General features: G+C 77.0%; 16 protein-coding genes, 1 rRNA gene and 1 pseudogene. 12 read left to right on the forward strand and 6 right to left on the reverse strand.

Going from position 1 to position 16097, the window contains the following annotated elements:
* A 5S ribosomal RNA gene (gene rrf / locus RM555_RS28605) occupies positions 1 to 110 on the forward strand; the annotation flags it as partial.
* A 66-nt stretch (positions 111 to 176) separates the two neighbouring features.
* Here the strand turns inward: rrf and RM555_RS28610 are convergent.
* Positions 177 to 1253, reverse strand: a complete 1077-nt coding sequence (locus RM555_RS28610) for a spore photoproduct lyase family protein (protein ID WP_311414630.1) — start codon at positions 1251 to 1253, stop codon at positions 177 to 179.
* A gap of 86 nt (positions 1254 to 1339) precedes the next feature.
* Between RM555_RS28610 and RM555_RS28615 the strand changes: the two genes are divergently transcribed.
* On the forward strand, positions 1340 to 2089 hold the full coding sequence (locus tag RM555_RS28615) for a DNA-formamidopyrimidine glycosylase family protein (RefSeq protein ID WP_311414631.1): 750 nt from the start codon (positions 1340 to 1342) through the stop codon (positions 2087 to 2089).
* Positions 2090 to 2221: 132 nt separating this feature from the next.
* On the opposite strand, the gene RM555_RS28620 is transcribed toward RM555_RS28615, so the two are convergent.
* Genes RM555_RS28620 through RM555_RS28630 form a run of 3 tightly spaced genes read right to left on the reverse strand, consistent with a single transcriptional unit; the run spans position 2222 to position 3603 of the window.
* A complete protein-coding gene (locus RM555_RS28620) occupies positions 2222 to 2521 on the reverse strand; it encodes a BON domain-containing protein (protein ID WP_311414632.1) in 300 nt (99 codons plus the stop codon).
* A gap of 54 nt (positions 2522 to 2575) precedes the next feature.
* Positions 2576 to 3235: an STAS domain-containing protein gene (locus RM555_RS28625; RefSeq protein WP_311414633.1), complete on the reverse strand. Its 660-nt coding sequence runs from the start codon at positions 3233 to 3235 to the stop codon at positions 2576 to 2578.
* Positions 3232 to 3603: a GlsB/YeaQ/YmgE family stress response membrane protein gene (locus tag RM555_RS28630; RefSeq protein WP_192581595.1), complete on the reverse strand. Its 372-nt coding sequence runs from the start codon at positions 3601 to 3603 to the stop codon at positions 3232 to 3234. Before RM555_RS28630 ends, RM555_RS28625 begins: the two co-directional genes overlap by 4 nt.
* A 174-nt stretch (positions 3604 to 3777) precedes the next feature.
* Here RM555_RS28630 and RM555_RS28635 point away from each other — a divergent pair, with 174 nt between their 5' ends.
* The 3 genes from RM555_RS28635 to RM555_RS28645 all read left to right on the forward strand — a co-directional run bounded on the left by RM555_RS28635 (position 3778) and on the right by RM555_RS28645 (position 6511).
* Positions 3778 to 4452 carry a response regulator transcription factor gene (locus RM555_RS28635; protein WP_311414634.1) on the forward strand — a complete coding sequence of 225 codons (675 nt, stop codon included), beginning with the start codon at positions 3778 to 3780 and terminating at the stop codon, positions 4450 to 4452.
* Entirely contained in the window at positions 4449 to 5804 is a 1356-nt protein-coding gene (locus RM555_RS28640) for a sensor histidine kinase (protein WP_311414635.1), read from the forward strand. Before RM555_RS28635 ends, RM555_RS28640 begins: the two co-directional genes overlap by 4 nt.
* Before the next feature lie 164 nt (positions 5805 to 5968).
* Positions 5969 to 6511, forward strand: coding sequence for a GerMN domain-containing protein (locus RM555_RS28645; RefSeq protein ID WP_311414665.1), 543 nt, complete (start codon positions 5969 to 5971; stop codon positions 6509 to 6511).
* Positions 6512 to 6707: 196 nt separating this feature from the next.
* On the opposite strand, the pseudogene RM555_RS31100 reads toward RM555_RS28645, so the two are convergent.
* Positions 6708 to 9207: pseudogene (locus RM555_RS31100) on the reverse strand (CDP-alcohol phosphatidyltransferase family protein).
* A gap of 92 nt (positions 9208 to 9299) precedes the next feature.
* On the opposite strand from RM555_RS31100, the gene RM555_RS28660 reads away from it, so the two are divergent.
* Genes RM555_RS28660 through RM555_RS28690 form a run of 7 tightly spaced genes read left to right on the forward strand, consistent with a single transcriptional unit; the run spans position 9300 to position 14879 of the window.
* Entirely contained in the window at positions 9300 to 10280 is a 981-nt protein-coding gene (locus tag RM555_RS28660; protein WP_311414636.1) for a zinc-dependent alcohol dehydrogenase, read from the forward strand.
* A gap of 3 nt (positions 10281 to 10283) precedes the next feature.
* On the forward strand, positions 10284 to 10682 hold the full coding sequence (locus RM555_RS28665; protein ID WP_311414637.1) for a 6-pyruvoyl trahydropterin synthase family protein: 399 nt from the start codon (positions 10284 to 10286) through the stop codon (positions 10680 to 10682).
* Positions 10683 to 11720 (forward strand): glycosyltransferase family 4 protein, encoded by a 1038-nt coding sequence (locus RM555_RS28670; protein ID WP_311414638.1) that lies wholly within the window; start codon positions 10683 to 10685, stop codon positions 11718 to 11720.
* Positions 11717 to 12541, forward strand: coding sequence for a methyltransferase domain-containing protein (locus tag RM555_RS28675; protein ID WP_311414639.1), 825 nt, complete (start codon positions 11717 to 11719; stop codon positions 12539 to 12541). The genes RM555_RS28670 and RM555_RS28675 overlap by 4 nt, the downstream gene beginning before the upstream one ends.
* A 16-nt stretch (positions 12542 to 12557) precedes the next feature.
* Complete coding sequence (locus RM555_RS28680) at positions 12558 to 13526, forward strand: lysylphosphatidylglycerol synthase transmembrane domain-containing protein (RefSeq protein WP_396888860.1); 969 nt, start codon at positions 12558 to 12560, stop codon at positions 13524 to 13526.
* Positions 13527 to 13537: 11 nt separating this feature from the next.
* Positions 13538 to 14194: a GTP cyclohydrolase II gene (locus RM555_RS28685; RefSeq protein WP_311414641.1), complete on the forward strand. Its 657-nt coding sequence runs from the start codon at positions 13538 to 13540 to the stop codon at positions 14192 to 14194.
* Complete coding sequence (locus RM555_RS28690; protein WP_311414642.1) at positions 14187 to 14879, forward strand: RibD family protein; 693 nt, start codon at positions 14187 to 14189, stop codon at positions 14877 to 14879. Before RM555_RS28685 ends, RM555_RS28690 begins: the two co-directional genes overlap by 8 nt.
* Here the strand turns inward: RM555_RS28690 and RM555_RS28695 are convergent.
* On the reverse strand, positions 14846 to 15982 hold the full coding sequence (locus RM555_RS28695) for an FUSC family protein (RefSeq protein WP_311414643.1): 1137 nt from the start codon (positions 15980 to 15982) through the stop codon (positions 14846 to 14848). The genes RM555_RS28690 and RM555_RS28695 overlap by 34 nt on opposite strands.
* Positions 15983 to 16097 lie beyond the last annotated feature (115 nt).

The raw sequence follows: 16097 nt of genomic DNA on the forward strand, positions 1-16097 counted from the left end.
GTCATGGCGGAGGGGAAACGCCCGGTTACATTCCGAACCCGGAAGCTAAGCCCTCCAGCGCCGATGGTACTGCACTCGGGAGGGTGTGGGAGAGTAGGACACCGCCGGACAATCGTTCAGTTCAGGGTCACCCCTTTCCGGGGTGGCCCTGAACTGCTTTCCGTGAACGGGAGCGGTCAGAACGCGTAGCGGACCCGGCAGTACGGCGCCTTCGCGGCGATCAGGTCCGTCAATGCCGCCACGTAGGCGCCCTTGCTGCCGGTGCGGTACCGCACGTTCCAGCCGCCGGTCTGCGACCGCTTCGGCTGCTGGAGATCCGGCCGCCAGAGGATCTCCTCGGCCTTCGGGTGCCAGCCCAGGTTCACCTCGTGCAGCCGGTCGTTGTGGGTCAGGAAGATGACCTCGGCGGCGAGCTGTGCCTTGGCGGCGGGCCCGAGCGCGTCGTCGAGCTGGTCGAGCAGCTCCGCCCAGTCGTCCAGCCACCCGTCGCGGACCACCACCGGGCTGAAGTTGACGTGCACCTCGTAGCCGGCCGCGACGAAGTCGTCGACGGCGGCCAACCGCTCCGCGACCGGGGACGTCCGGATGTCGAGCAGCTTGGCGTCGCGGGCCGGCATCAGCGAGAACCGGACGCGGGTCCGGCCCCGGGGATCCCAGTCGAGCAGGTCACGGTTGACGTGCTTCGTGGCGAACGTGGCCTTCGCCGTGGGCAGGCCCCGGAACAGCGTCACCAGGTCCCGGACGTTGTCGGAGATGCGGGCGTCCAACGAGCAGTCGGAGTTCTCGCCGATGTCGTAGACCCAGGCGGCGGGGTCGCACTGGTTCGGCTCACCCTTGACACCCTGCCGGCCCACGTGCCGACCCAGGTAGCCGGTGATCCGGTCGATGTTGGCGAAGACCGTCACAGGGTTGCTGTAGCCCTTGCGGCGCGGCACGTAGCAGTAGGCGCACGCCATCGCGCAGCCGTTCGCCGTGGAAGGGGCGATGAAGTCGGCCGAGCGGCCGTTCGGGCGGGCGGTGAGGGACTTCTTGACCCCCAGCACCAGGGCCTCCGTCTTGATCCGCACCCACCGGGCCGCGTTCGTCTCGTCCCCGTACAGCTCCGGGATGCGGGAGTGGCTCTCGACCTCGACGCGCTCCGCGTCGGGAAAGCGCTCCAGCACGGCCCGCCCACGGGGCAGCGCGGCGGCCTCCGGCTCCACGTAGATCCGCCGGATGTCGAACAGCCGCGGGTGCGGGACAACGTCGGTCACGAAAGGGACAACTGCGGACCGATCGCCGTTGTTCCCGCATCCCGGTCGCGCCGTTTTCGCGCCCGTGCCTCGGGTACCCGGACCGCATGCCCGAGGGCCACCTCGTCCACCGGTACGCGCGCGACCAGCAGGCCGCACTCGCCGGGCAGGTCCTCGCCGTGTCCAGCCCGCAGGGTCGCCTCGACGCCGGCCCGTACGACGGGCGGCGGTTGCGCGCGGTGGAGGCGTACGGCAAGCACCTGCTCTACCACGTCGACGACGCGCCGGCCCTGCACGTGCACCTCGGCATGCGCGGGCTGTTCCTGCGCCACGAGGACCCGGCCGTCCCGCCCCGCAAGGGCGTCCGGCTGCGGTTGGCCCGCACCGGCGTCGCGTACGACCTGATCGCGCCCATCCGCTGCGAACCGCTCCCGGACGACGGCGAGCGCGCGCTGCGGGCCTCGCTCGGCCCGGACCCGCTGCGCGCCGACGCCGACGGCGAGGACGCCGTCCGCCGGCTCGGCGCCGCCAGGGGCGCGGTCGGCGCCGCGCTGCTCGACCAGGCGGTGTGGGCGGGCCTCGGCAACGCCTGGCGGGCGGAGCTGCTCTTCCTCGCCGGCCTCGACTCGGACGCCCGGGCGGTCGGGCCGGCGCCGGCCCGCCGGCTGTGGGAGTTCGCCGTCGGGTACCTGGCGCTGGGCCGCGACGCCGGCCAGGTGGTCAGCGACCCGGCGGCGCCCGACGAGCGGTGGGTCTACAAGCGGCCGACCTGCCGGCGCTGCGGTGCCCGGGTGCGCACGTGGCAGCTGGGCGGCCGCACGGCGTACGCCTGCCCGCTCGACCAGCCCGCGGCCTGACCCGTCCCCGGGACGCCGGTCCGCCGGATCGCCTCCGGCCGGGAGGACCGGTCCCACCCGGCCGGACGCCGCGGCGGTCGCCGTGAGCGGGCGTTCGATGAAGGGGCGGGCGCTCGGTGGCGGGGCGGGCGCTCAGTGGCGGGGCCGGCGCGAGGCGGCGAGCCGCAGGGCGTTGCAGACGTCGGCGACGCCCCGGACGTCCCAGGCGATCTCGCCGGCCACCCGACGGGTGTCCGGGCCGGCCACGATGCCCGCGAGGATGACGACGCGGTTCTGCACGGTCACCACGATCTGCTGGCGACGGGTGGTCCAGTCGCTAGTCAACCGCTGGGCGACCAGCGCCGCCAACCGGCCGTCCTCGTCGTCGGGCGAGGGGCCCGGCGGCTCGGGGCGGAACCCGCCCTCGTCCGGGTACGGCCAGGGGATGAGCATGGCGGGCTTCCTCTCGATGGTCTGCGGCCGGGCCACCCGGGCCCGGCGATCGGGTCAGCGGGACGACGCGTCGGTCACCGCCGCCGCGCGGAGGCCGCGCGGATCCGGCCCGGCGGCGGCGGCCACCAGCCCGGCGGTGTCACCTGCCCCGCCCGGGGAGAGCCGCCGGACCGCCTCCTGCGGGCTCGCGAAGACCGGGAACAGCCCGTCGAGCCGCATGGTGTGCAGCACGGTGCGGATGAAACGGGACGGAGCGGCCAGGCAGAGCACCGCGCCGCGCTCCCGGGCGTCGCGGTGTGCCCGGACGAGCAGCGCGAGCCCGCCGGCGTCGATGAGGCGCACCCGGGTCAGGTCGACCACCACGTGCCCGCCGACGTCCACCGCATGCCGCAGGGCGGCCCGCAGCTCGTCGGTGGTGTCGACGTCGACGTTCCCGGCGGCCGTCGCCGCCGCGACGTCGTCGAGGTGGTCGACGCCCGGCACCCCGCCGCCCGGCACCCCGCCCTGACCGGTGGCGTCACCTTCGAGACCCGGCAGGCTGCACCGGGGACAGCGGTGCGGGCCCGTGGCGAACGGCGAGCCGCTCCAGCCGTGTTCGGCCACCAGGGTCCAGACGACCTCGGCGTCGGGCAGGACGCAGGCGGTGCCCGTGGTCGTGTCCCCGCAGCTGTCGCAGATCAGCGTCATCAGGTGCTCGTCCGGTACGACGGTCATCGTGTCTTCCTCCATGGGAGGTCGGGCCGTGCCACGCGCCGGCCCGCGACCGGCGGCGTCTGGGCGGTGTCGAGGTCCGGCCCCGTCCCGCGCGGCGGGGCGGCGGCGCGCCGGGGACCGGCCGTGGCCGCCACGAGGGCGACGCCGACGACGGCCGAGGCGGCCGGCACGCCGACGCGCCACGCGCCCGACCGGTCGGTGTCGAGGCCGACGATGCGGGCCAGGATGACGCCGAGCAGCGCGGTGACGATCCCCGCCACCAGGGCCAGCCAGGCCGGCACCTCCCGCCGGCGCGGGGTCACCCACCAGCCCGCCCCGGCGACGAGGAGGCCGACGGCGAGCGCGGTGAGGAGACCGGCGACGGTCATCTGGTCCCTCCTGCCGGGCCGGCTGGCCGACGGCAGCCGGCCCACGGGTGTTTCCCCACCACCCTCGGCGCCGCCCGTGGCGCGGGTCACGCGGTTGTATGACAGTTGCGTGACAAAACCGCCGAACGCCGGACACGGTTGGGCGCCCGTCGCCGCCTTGGGGATGATGCCGGTATGACGGACGTGCTGGTGATTGAGGACGACGACCGGATCCGTCTGGCGTTGCTGCTCGCGCTCGAGGACGAGGGCTACCGCGTCCGGGGCGTGGCCACCGCCGAGGAGGGACTGCTGCGGCAGCGTCGGGAACCGGCCGACACCGTACTGGTCGACCTGATGCTGCCGGGCCTCGACGGCTTCGAGTGCATCCGGCGGCTGCGCCGCGACGACGACGTGCCGATCGTGGTGGTCAGCGCCCGCGACGACACCCACGACATCGTCGCGGCACTGGAGGCGGGGGCCGACGACTACGTGGTCAAGCCGGTGGCGATCAAGGAACTGTCGGCGCGGCTGCGCGCTCTGCGGCGCCGGGCCCGGGCGGCGCCCGACCCCGTACCGGTGCTCGCCTTCGGGCAGCTGGAGATCAGCCCGGACGCCGGGGAGGTACGCCTGGCGGGGCAGCCGGTGCAGGTCACGCGCACCGAGTTCCGGCTGCTGTGCGAGCTGGCCGAGCACGCCGGCCGGGTGCTGTCGCGCCACCAGCTGCTGCAACGGGTCTGGGGCTACGACACCGGTGACGAGCGGCTCGTCGACGTGCACGTGGGTCGGCTGCGGCAGAAGATCGAGGACGATCCGGGCAACCCCCGGCACCTGGTCACCCTGCGCGGTCTCGGCTACAAGCTGACCCGGTGAGGCGCCTCGGACTGCGGGCCCGGGTGTCCGCCGGTTTCGCGGTCGGCGCGCTGCTGCTGTCGGCCTCGATGGCGCTGGTCTCGTACGAGCTGACCAGGCGATCCCTGCTGGACGAGCGGGAGCGCACCGCCGTGCGGGCGGCGTACTTCGACGCGGCGGTGGTGCGTACGGGCCTGGACACGGAGGCACCCGACGTGGTGGAGGTGCTGCGGTCGCTCGACACCGGCGGCAACCGCCGGCCGCTGCTGCACCGGGGCGACGACTGGTACGCCCGTACGGCCGACGCCGGCCTGACCGCCGCCATCCCGGTCGACCTGCAACAGCTCGTCCACGCCGGGGAACCGGCCGTGCAGCGGGTCCGGGTCAACGGCCAGCCCACCCTGCTCGTCGGCCTGCCGCTGGCCCCGTCCACCAGCTACTACGAGCTGACGTCGCTGCGCGAGCTGGACCAGACCCTGCGGGTCCTGGCGCTGGCACTGACCGCCGTGGCCATCGTGGTCGCCGGGTCCGGCGCCGCGCTGGGCTGGTACGCCACCCGACACAGTTTGCGGCCGCTGACGGCGGTGGCCGACGCCGCGCAGGAGATCGCGGCGGGCAACTTCTCCGCCCGGCTCGCCGCGACCACCGACCCCGATCTCACCCGGCTCTCCACGTCCTTCAACCACATGGTCGACCAGCTCTCCCGGCGTATCGAGCGGGACCGGCGCTTCGCCGCCGACGTCAGCCACGAGCTGCGCTCGCCGTTGCAGACCCTCTCGGCCGCGGCCAGCGTCCTGGCCCGTCGCCGGGCCCACCTCGACGAGCGCACCGCCACCGCCGCCGGCCTCGTGGCCGACGAGATCACCCGGTTCCAGCAGCTGGTCGACGACCTCATCCAGCTCGCCCGCAGCGACCAGCCGGTCGACCGGACGCCGGTCGACGTGGCGGCGCTGGCCCGCCGCGTCTGTCAGGTCCGTGGGCTGCCGGCCACGCTCGTCCGGGTCGGCGCGGGTGTCCCGCCCACCTGGCTGGTCGACGAGCGTCGGGTCGAGCAGATCCTGGCCAACCTGGTCGACAACGCGCTGCGCCACGGCGGCGGGCCGGTGGCCGTGCGGCTGTCGCAGCGGGACGGGACGGGGATCGTCGAGGTCGACGACGAGGGGCCGGGCGTGCCGCCGGAGGACCGTGACCCCATCTTCGACCGCTTCGTCCGTGGCCGGGCCGCGCACTCGCGTGGCGACGGCGACGGCACCGGGCTCGGGCTGGCCATCGTCGCGCAGCACGCCGCCGCGCACCGGGGGCGGGCCGGCGCGGGCGACCGCCCCGGCGGGGGCGCCCGTTTCCGGGTCGAGCTGCCCGGGGTGCTGCCGTGACCCGCCGCGCGCCCGTGCGGCCGTCGCCCGCCGCGACCTGCCGCGCGCCCTCGAGCCCCCCTCCCGCCGCGACCGGCGCCGCCCCCGCGAGCCCTCCGCCCGCGTCCCGCCGGCGGGCGCGCCGGCCGGGCCGGTGGCGGGCCGTCGGCGGCGCGCTCGTCGTCCTGGGGCTGCTGGGCGGCTGCGGCGTCCCCACCGAGGGCGCCCCGCGCGCCGTGGCACCCCCGCCCGGGCCGTTCCCCTCGCCGGGGGCGATCGTGGCGACACCGACCCCCACCCTGACGGCTGGGCGGACGACGGAGGTCCTCTGCTTCGTCAGCGACGACCGGCTGGTCCGCGTCGAGCGTCGGGTCGACGGCACGCCCACCGTCGACGCCCAGCTCCAGCACCTGCTGGCCGGCCCGACCACCGCCGAGCGTGACCGGGGCCTCACGACGGCGCTGCCCGGGGCCGTGCCGGTCGCCGCCGCCCGGCCCCGGGGCAACGAGGTCGACGTGGACCTCGGCGGGGCCGGCGACGAGACGGGCCGCAGCGACGAGGTCCTCGCCTTCGGGCAGATCGTCTGCACCCTGACCGCCCGCTCCGACGTCGACACCGTGGCCTTCTTCCGGGCCGGGGCCCCGCTGGGGGTGCCGCGCGCCGACGGTTCGCTGTCCCGGCGGCCCCTGACCGCCGACGACTACGCCGGCCTCGTGGCACCCCGCTGACGCGACTCGGCCCGTGCTGCGGACGCCCCGACGGGCCCGCGCCCGACGGCGCCCCGCCCGGTGCCCCGGGGTGGCCCGCTCGGTGCCCCGACGCGGTCTCCGTCCGGTGCCCCGACGGTGGCCCTCGCCCGGTGCTGCTGAGGCGGGCCGTCGGGCACTCCGGGGGCGGGCCGCCCACGGTGTCGCGCGGGCGGGGTCAGCCGCCGAAGGCGGTGAGGAACCGGTCGCGGAAGGCGTCCATCGGCCAGACCGGCGCGCGGGGCCCGGGCCGGAGTCCGTCGTCCCAGCCCCATCCCGAGATCCGGTCGAGCACGGCCGGGTCCCGGGCGACGACGGTGACCGGCACGTCCCGGCTCGCCCCGGCGCCGGTGACGACCGGAGCGGGTTGGTGGTCGCCGAGGAAGACCAGCACGAGGTCGTCGTCGCCGTGAGTCTCCAGGTAGGACACGAGGGTGCCCAGGGAGTACTCGACGGACCGGCGGTAGCCGGCGCGGGGCTGCGACGACGGGTTGCCGGTGGTGGCGCCGTGGAAGACCGTCCCGTCGCCGACCCGCGACCAGTCGACGAGGCGCGGGATCTTCGTCCAGGGGGAGTGGCTGGACACGAGCGCGATCTCGGCCATCACCGGGGCACGATCCGCCCGGGAGCGTTCCAGGCGCTCGAAGGTCGCCAGAGTGTACTGGTCGGGCATCGGGGCGTAGCTGAACGTCGGCCCCCGGTAGCCGAGGCTGCGGGCGTCGTAGAAGCGTTCGTAGCCGAAGAAGGCCCCCTCCGGCCAGGGCCGGGTGGCGGCCGGCATCACCCCCACCGTGCGCCAGCCGGCCCGCCGGAAGGCGCCGCCCAGCGTCAACCGGTCGCTGGCCAGCAGGCTGCGGTGCCGCTGGTCGTTGTCCACCCACATGCCGGACAGCAGCGTGGCGTGGGCCAGCCAGCTGCCGCCGCCGGTGGTGGGCGAGGTGAGGAACCCGCTGCGCGAGGCGAAGCCGGCGGCCCGCAGCCGGCGGTCCCCGTCGGCCAGCACGGCGCCCACGCCCGGGGCGTACTCCGGGTTCTCCACCGCGTCGCGCCCGTAGCTCTCCACGAAGGCGACCACCACGTCCTTGCCGCGCAGCGCGGTCAGCAGGCGGTCGCCGGGGGCGTCCCGGAACGCGTCGACGCCGACCTGGGCCGCGAAGACCTCCCGGTCGCGCAGCCGGGCGCGCACCTGGCGGGCGTGGTCGCCGACCAGGTCGGTCGCGGCGGCGTCGGCCACCGGCACGCCGGGGGACACCCGCACGCCGAAGGCGGCGCAGGCCAGCCAGACGACCGCCAGTGCGGCGACCGTGCGCCGGGTGGCGGCGCGGTGCCGCACCAGCAGGGGGGTCAGCCGCAGCACGGACCGCGTCGTCGCGACGAGCACGGCGGCGAGCAGCAGCACGGCCGCGACGCCCGCCCCGGCGGCGCCCGCCCGCCCGGCCGAATCGGTGAGGAACCCGAGCGCGTCGTCGAGCAGGGCCCAGTCGAGGACCAGGTCGAAGGGGCGGCCGAGGGTCGTGAGGAAGCCCAGGTCGGCGACCTTCAGCAGGGCCAGCAACCCGAGCAGCGCGCCGACGAGCGCCGCCACCGGCCGCCGCGCGCGGGCCGGCAGGGCGAGCAGCACGGCGACCACGAGCAGGCCTTCGAGGGGCACCCGCACGAACGCGCCGGGCGTGAGCCGGGCGGGCTGGTGCGGCGCGGTCAGGGCGGCCAGCACGAGCAGGGCGGCCAGCGCGGTCGTCACCCGCGCCGCGCCCCGCCGCCTCCCGCCCGCTCCTTCGGAGGTACGGCCGCACGCCCCGGCAGTCGACCGGCCGGTCGCGGGCGGCGACGAGGTCGGGTTGGTCGCGGGCGGCGACGAGGTCGGGTTGGTCGCGGGCGGCGACGAGGGCCGGTCAGTCACGGGCGGCGACGAGGTCGGGGCGTACCGCCGTGGGCCGGATCCGGCGGCGTGGGGCGTCCGGCGGCACCGTCCGGGCGGAGCGCCGCCGCCACAGCCACCCGACGTCGCGGCCGAACGATTCGACGAGCAGAGCCAGTGCCACCGCCAGCACCAGCGCGGCGCCCGGTCCGGGCAGCACCCCGGCGGCCGCGACCAGCAGCAGCACGCCCTGCGCCGCCGCGACGACCTTGCGCCAGTACCTCGGGGGCAGCGGCCGGCGCAGCCAGGGCAGCACCCATCCGGCGGCGACGAACGCGTACCGCATGGCGCCGAGGGCGAGCACCCAGGCGCCCACGGCGGGCGCGACGGCCGCCCCGAGGACGAGGATGAGGAACGCGTCGACCTCCATGTCGAAGCGGGCACCCAGCGCGCTGGCGGTGCCGGTGCGCCGGGCCACGTACCCGTCGACGGCGTCGAGGGCCAGCGCCACGGCGGTGAGGGCGACCAGCACCCCGACCGACGCGGCCCGGTCGACGGCGGTCGGGGCGAGCGCGTCCCCGGTCAGCGCCGTCACGCCGCCGACGAGGAGCGCCCGGGCCAGCGTCACCCGGTCGGCCGGCCCGAGGGCGTACGCGCCCGACCGGCGCAGCCCCCGGTCGAGGGTCAGGCACAGCGCCGCCCCGTACGCGGCCCCGGCGAGCCAGCCCGCCGGGCCGAGACCGACCGTCGCGGCCAGCCCCGCCAACAGGACAATCTGGACGATCAGCCCGATCGCCGGGTCTTTTCGAACCGTGGGCACCGTGCCTCCGTGTCTATCGTCGACGACATCCGACAGGAACTACGGGAAATACCGCCGTTCGGTTCGCCCCGGATGCGGGTGAGGAGGAGCCGGTGACCGGTGAGGCGCGCGCCTTCTGGCTGCGTACGCCCGGCGAGGGTGAGATCCGGTCGGCTCCGCTCGCTGACCCCGGCCCGGACGAGGTGCTCGTCCGCAGCCGGTATTCGGGCGTCAGCCGGGGCACGGAGACGCTGGTCTTCGCCGGTCGCGTCCCCGCCGACCAGCACGCGGCGATGCGCGCCCCGTTCCAGGAGGGGGACTTCCCGGCACCGGTGAAGTACGGCTACCTCAACGTGGGGGTGGTCGAGCGGGGCCCGGCCGAGCTGCGCGGCCGTACCGTGTTCTGCCTGCACCCGCACCAGACCGCGTACGTGGTCCCGGCCGGCGCGGTGGTGCCCGTGCCGGACGCGGTGCCGCCCGCCCGCGCGGTGCTCGCCGGGACGGTGGAGACGGCGGTGAACGCGCTCTGGGACGCCGCGCCCCTGGTCGGCGACCGGGTGAGCGTGGTCGGCGGCGGCATGGTCGGCTGCTGCGTGGCGGCGCTGCTCGCCCGCTTCCCGGGCGTGCGGGTGGAGCTGGTCGACACCGACCCGGCCCGGGCGATGGTCGCCGCGGCACTCGGGGTCGGCTTCGCCCCGCCGGAGGAGGCCGCCGGCGGGCGGGACCTCGTGGTGCACGCCAGCGCCACCGCCGCCGGCCTGCAACGCTCGCTGGAGCTGCTCCGGCCGGAGGGCACCGTCGTCGAGCTGAGCTGGTACGGCGACCGCACCGTCGCGCTGGCGCTGGGCGGGGCGTTCCACTCCGGACGGCTGAGCGTGCGCGGCAGCCAGGTGGGCGCCGTTGCGCCGGCCCGACGGGGGAGCCGCAGCTTCGCCGACCGGCTGGGGCTCGCCCTGGAGCTGCTCGCCGATCCCGCCTTCGACGCGCTGCTCACCGGCGAGTCCCGCTTCGCGGAGCTGCCCGACGTGCTGGCCCGGCTGACCGCCGGCAGCCTGCCCGCACTGTGCCACCTCATCACCTACGACGGAGAGTGACCCGTGTTCAGCGTGACCGTCCGAGACCACATGATGATCGCCCACAGTTTCCGGGGGGAGGTGTTCGGCCCGGCGCAGCGCCTGCACGGGGCGACCTTCGTCGTGGACGCCACCTTCCGCCGCGCCGACCTCGACGCCGACGGCGTGGTGGTCGACATCGGGCTCGCCACCGACCAGCTCAAGGCGGTGCTCGGGGATCTGACCTACCGCAACCTCGACGACGACCCGGCCTTCGCCGGGGTGAACACGACCACCGAGGTGCTGGCCCGCGCGGTCGCCGACCGCCTCGCCGAGCGGGTACGCGCCGGCGACCTCGGCGCGGGCGCGCGCGCCCTGGCCGGCATCACCGTCACGCTGCACGAGTCGCACGTCGCCTGGGCCAGCTACGAACGGTCGCTCTGAATGGCGACGGTGCACGTCGTGCTGCCCAACGACATCGACGACCCGGCCGAGCCGAGCGGCGGCAACGGCTACGACCGCCGGCTCTGCCGGGGCCTCGCGGCGGCCGGCTGGACGGTCCGCGAACACGCCGTGCCCGGCGACTGGCCCCGCCCCGACCGGGCCGCGCGCGCCGGGCTCGCCTCGGTGCTCGCGGCGCTGCCCGACGGGTCGCCGGTCCTGCTCGACGGGCTGGTCGCCTCGTGCGTGCCGGAGGTGCTCGCCCCGCACGCCCGGCGGCTGCGCCTCGTCGTCGTCGTGCACCTGCCGCTGGAGCACGACGCCGAGGCCGCCGCCCTGGCCGCCGCCGGCGCGGTCGTCACCACCAGCGAGTGGACCCGGCGACGGCTGCGCGACCGGTACGCGCTGCCGGCCGACCGGGTGCACGTCGCCCGGCCCGGGGTGGACCCGGCCCCGCCCGCGCCCGGGTCACCGGCCGGCGGGAACCTGCTCTGCGTCGCCGCCCTCGCCCCGCACAAGGGTCACGACGTGCTGGTGGAGGCCCTGGCGGCGGTCGCCGACCTGCCCTGGACCTGCGTCTGCGTGGGGCCGCTGACCCGGGACCCGGGGTTCGTGGCGGCCCTGCGGCGGCGGGTGACCGGGCACGGTCTCGCCGACCGGGTGCGTCTGGTCGGCCCGCGCACCGGGGCGGCCCTGCACGCCGCGTACGCCGCCGCCGACCTGCTGGTGCTGGCCTCGCGCCGGGAGACGTACGGGATGGTGGTCACCGAGGCCCTCGCGCGGGGCGTGCCGGTGCTCGCCACGGCGGCCGGCGGGCTGCCCGAGGCCCTGGGCCGCGCGCCCGACGGCGCGGCGCCGGGACTGCTCGTGCCGCCCGACGACCCGGCGGCCCTGGCCGGCGCGCTGCGGCGCTGGCTCGGTGAGCCCGACCTGCGTCGGGCGCTGCGGCGGGCGGCGCGCGGGCGGCGGCGCACGCTCGACGACTGGGCCGTCCCCGCGACCGTCGCGGGCGCGGTGCTGGCCGGGACGGCCGCGGCATGACCGGGCACCTGCCGCCGCGCTTCGCGCACTGGCTGGCGCTGCGGGAGCCCGCCGACGCGGCGGCCCGCGCCGTGGACCTGGTGGATGTCGTGCGTCGCCGGCTGGCCGGCGCCGGGCCGCTCGTCGTGCACGACCTCGGCGCCGGCACCGGCTCCATGGGTCGCTGGCTGGCGCCGCGGCTGCCCGGCCCGCAGCACTGGATCCTGCACGACACCGACGCCGACCTGCTCGCCCGCGCGGCCGCCGGGATGCCCGTCGCCGCCGGCGACGGCGACCCGGTCACCGTCGAGGTCCGCCGCGGCGACCTCACCCGGCTGACGGCCGCCGACCTGGCCGAGGCGTCGCTGGTCACCGCGTCCGCGCTGCTGGACATGCTCACCGCGGCGGAGATCGAGCGGCTCGTCGCGGCCTGCGCCGGGGCGGGCCGCCCGGCCCTGCTGGCCCTGTCGGTGACCGGCGGGGTGCGGCTCACCCCGGCGGATCCGTGGGACGGGCGGATCGCCGCCGCGTTCGACGACCACCAGCGCCGCACGGTCGACGGGCGCGCCCTGCTCGGGCCGGACGCCGTGCACGCCTGCGCGGCGGCGTTCGCCCGGCACGGCGTCGACGTGGTCCTGCGGCCCAGCCCGTGGCGGCTCGGCCCGCAGCGGGCGGAGCTGGCCGGCGAGTGGTTCACCGGCTGGCTCGACGCCGCCTGCGAGCAGCGGCCCGAGCTGATCGGCCCGACCCGGGCGTACGCCCGCCGGCGCCGCGCCGAGATCGCCGCCGGCCGGCTCGACGTGCTGGTCGACCACCTCGACCTGCTGGCCGGCTGTGGCTGAACCGGGCGCCCCGCCGGTGCGCGCCCACCGGCGGGGCGGGCGTCCGGGCAGGACCCGGCCGGTGGCGCGCCGGTGCTGGCCGTGGGCGCGGGCGCTCGGCGGCGGGGGCGTGCTGGCCGTGCTGCTGGGCTGGCTGGGCACCGGCCCGTTCCTCGCCGGGCTCCGCCTGGTCGACGGCCCGGTGCTGGCCGCCGCCGTCGCCATCGGAGCGCTGACCACCGGCTGCTGCGCCTGGCGGTGGAGCCTCGTCGCCAACGGGCTGGGGGTGCGGCTGCCGCTGCCGACGGCGCTCGCGCACTGCTACCGGGCGGTGTTCCTGAACTCGACTCTCCCCGGCGGTGTGCTCGGCGACGTGCACCGGGCGGTGCGGCACGGCCGCGACGTCGGCGACGTCGGCCGGGGGGTGCGCGCGGTGGTGTGGGAACGCGTCGCCGGGCAGGTCGTGCTGGCCGCCGTGGCGGTGGTCGTGCTCGCCGCGTTCCCGTCGCCGGTGCGGCCCCACCTGCCGGCGGTGGCGGCGCTGCTGGCCGCCGCCGGGCTGGGCGTCGTCCTGCTGGCCCGCGCGCTGCCCGCCGCCGGGCCGTCGCGGTGGGCGCGCGCGGCGCGTGCGGCGGTGGCCGACGTGCGCGCCGGGCTGCTCGGCCGCCGCGCCTGGCTGGGCGTGCTCGTGGCCTCCACCGTGGCCGTCGCCGGGCACCTCGCCACGTTCGTCCTGGCCGCGCGCACCGCCGGCTCCACCGCGCCGCTGACCCTGCTGGTGCCGCTGACCCTGCTGGCGCTGCTGGCCATGGGGCTGCCGGTGAACGTCGCCGGCTTCGGCCCCCGTGAGGGCGTGGCCGCGTGGGCGTTCGGCGCCGCCGGCCTGAGCGCCGCCGAGGGCGTCGCCACCGCCACGGTGTACGGGGTCCTGGTGCTCGCCGCCAGCCTGCCCGGCGCCGCCGTCCTGCTGGTCCGCCGTGTCCGCGTGTCCGCCGGCACCGTCTGACGAGGAGCCCGATGCCCGAATCCCCGCCCGCCGCCACGGTCCGTACGCAGGTCACCGTGCCGCTGCGGTTCCCCGACGGATACCTCACCACCGCCCGGGTGTTCTCCTTCGACGGTCTCGTCGACGGCCGGGAGCACCTCGCGTTCGGCCTGGGCGACCGGGCCGGTCCCGTCGACAGGGCCACGGCGCGCCCGTCGCCGCCGCTGGTCCGCCCGCACAGCGAGTGCCTGACCGGGGACGTGTTCGGCAGCCGGCGCTGCGACTGCGGCCCCCAACTGCGCGAGGCGGTCGAACGCATCGCCGACGCCGGCGGCTACCTGCTCTACCTGCGGCAGGAGGGACGCGGCATCGGCCTGTACGCCAAGCTCGACGCGTACGCGTTGCAGGACGCCGGACTGGACACCTACGAGGCGAACCTGGCGCTGGGCCACCAGCCCGACGAGCGGGACTACACCGTGGCCGCGCAGATGCTCGCCGCCCTGGGCGTGGACCGGGCCGCCCTGCTGAGCAACAACCCGGACAAGGCCGCACAGCTTCAGCGGCTCGGGGTGACGGTCACCGCGCGCGTACCCACCGGGGTGCACCTGTCCCCGGCGAACGCCGGCTACCTGGCGGCGAAGGCCGGGCGTGGCGGGCACGCCCTCGACCTGCCCCTCGTCCGTGACTGACCGCCCGTACGTCCTGCTCAGCTGCGCCACGTCGATGGACGGCTACCTCGACGACGCGAGCGGGCAGCGGTTGCTGCTGTCCAACGAGGCCGACCTGGACCGGGTCGACGCGGTCCGGGCGGGCTGCGACGCGATCCTGGTCGGTGCGGGCACGGTCCGCCGCGACGACCCGCGTCTGGTGGTCCGTTCCGCGCGGCGGCGCGCCGAACGCGTCGCGCGCGGCCTGCCCGCCTCCCCGGCCAAGGTGACGGTGACCGGCTGCGGCGACCTGGACCCGACGGCCCGCTTCTTCACCACCGGCGACGCCGACCGGATCGTCTACTGTGCCACCCCCGCGGTGCAGAAGACGGGGGAGCGGCTGGCGGGCCGGGCCACCGTGGTGGACGCGGGCGAGCCGGTGGACCCGGCGTGGCTGCTGGCGGACCTGGCCGGCCGGGGGGTGGACCGGCTGATGGTGGAGGGCGGGGCGAGCGTGCTCGGGCAGTTCCTCACCGCCGGCCTCGCCGACGAGCTGCACCTGGTCCTGGCCCCGTTCTTCGTCGGTGACGGGCGGGCGCCCCGGTTCGTCGGCGACGGGACCTTCCCCTGGCATCCCGGCCGCCGGGCGCGGGTGGCGGAGACCCGCCAGATCGGCGATGTCGTGCTGGTCCGCTACGCGCTCTCGGAGCGCTGCGACGCCACCTGAGCGGGCACCACCCCGAGCGCCTCGTCCACCCGTTCCAGCACGGCCACGTCGTCGTGGCCCACCCCACGCAGCAGGTCGATGGCGGTCGCCCGGATCTGGCCGACGATCATCGTGACGGGCAGCGCCGGGTCGGACGCGAGCAGCCGGCCGGCGACCCGGACCGCGGTCATGGCCGCCTCGTCGGCCCGGGCGGCGTGCCGGGCGGCGTCCTCGCCGGTCAGGTCGGTCGCGACGGACTCGCCAGCGGCGCGTACGGCGGCGGCCAGGGCGGGGATCGCGTCGCCCAGCTCCGGCGGAGTGTCGGCGCACAGCCGGGTCAGCGTCACCCCGGCGCGGGCCAGGACCCGGACGTTGCGCACGGCGTAGTCCAGCTGCCGGGCGGTCGCCTCCACCTCCCGTACCTGCCCGACGTGCCGCCGCCGGCGGACCCGGAACCGCAGCGTCTCCCCGGTGGCCCGGACCGCCGTGCGCAGCCGGTCCACGCAGTCGTCCAGCTCCCGGGACCGGTCCAGCGCCGTCCGGGCGGCGGTCTCGTCGCAGCGGGCGAGCGCGTCGTCGAGCGCGTCGAGCACCCCGGCGAGGTCGGCGAAGCTCTGCCGGGCTTCCCGCACCAGCGGGGCGAGGGGGTCGCGGGCCGCCAGGAGCTGGCTCGCGGCCAGCGCGACCGCGCCGCCGATCAGCGCGTCGACGAACCGGAAGGGCATCAGCGTGCCGCTGGGCGCGGCGACCGCCACCAGGTACATCGCGGAGACCGCCGCCTGCACCACGAGGGTGGTGCGCGCCCCGATCGCCACCATCAGGCCGGTGGTCAGCAACAGCACCAGGAAGACGGTGCCGGTGCCGGGGCCGAGCGCGTACACCAGCAGCTCGGCGACGAGCACCCCGGCCGCGACCCCGAGCAGGATCTCCACCGTCTGCCGGACCCGCCGTCCCCGTGCCTCGCCCAGGACGACCAGCGCGGCCGTGGGCGCGAAGAACGGGTCCGGGTGGCCGATCACCCGCGCGGCGAGCATCCAGGCGGCGGTCGCGGCGAGGGTCAGCTCGACCACGGTCATGCCGTCGTCGCGGATCCGTCCGCGCGCGCCCCGCCACCACTGTCGCACCGTCGGCACTCCTTCTCCGGTGGGGCGCGCGCTCCACACCGGACCCGCTCGCCGGGCCGGCGCCGAGGACCGCCCCGGCGAGTCCCCCGTTCCGGTCGGACCGGTTCGAGCGTCG

The sequence above is a fragment of the Micromonospora reichwaldensis genome (genome assembly GCF_031845925.1).
Lineage (GTDB): Bacteria > Actinomycetota > Actinomycetes > Mycobacteriales > Micromonosporaceae > Micromonospora > Micromonospora reichwaldensis.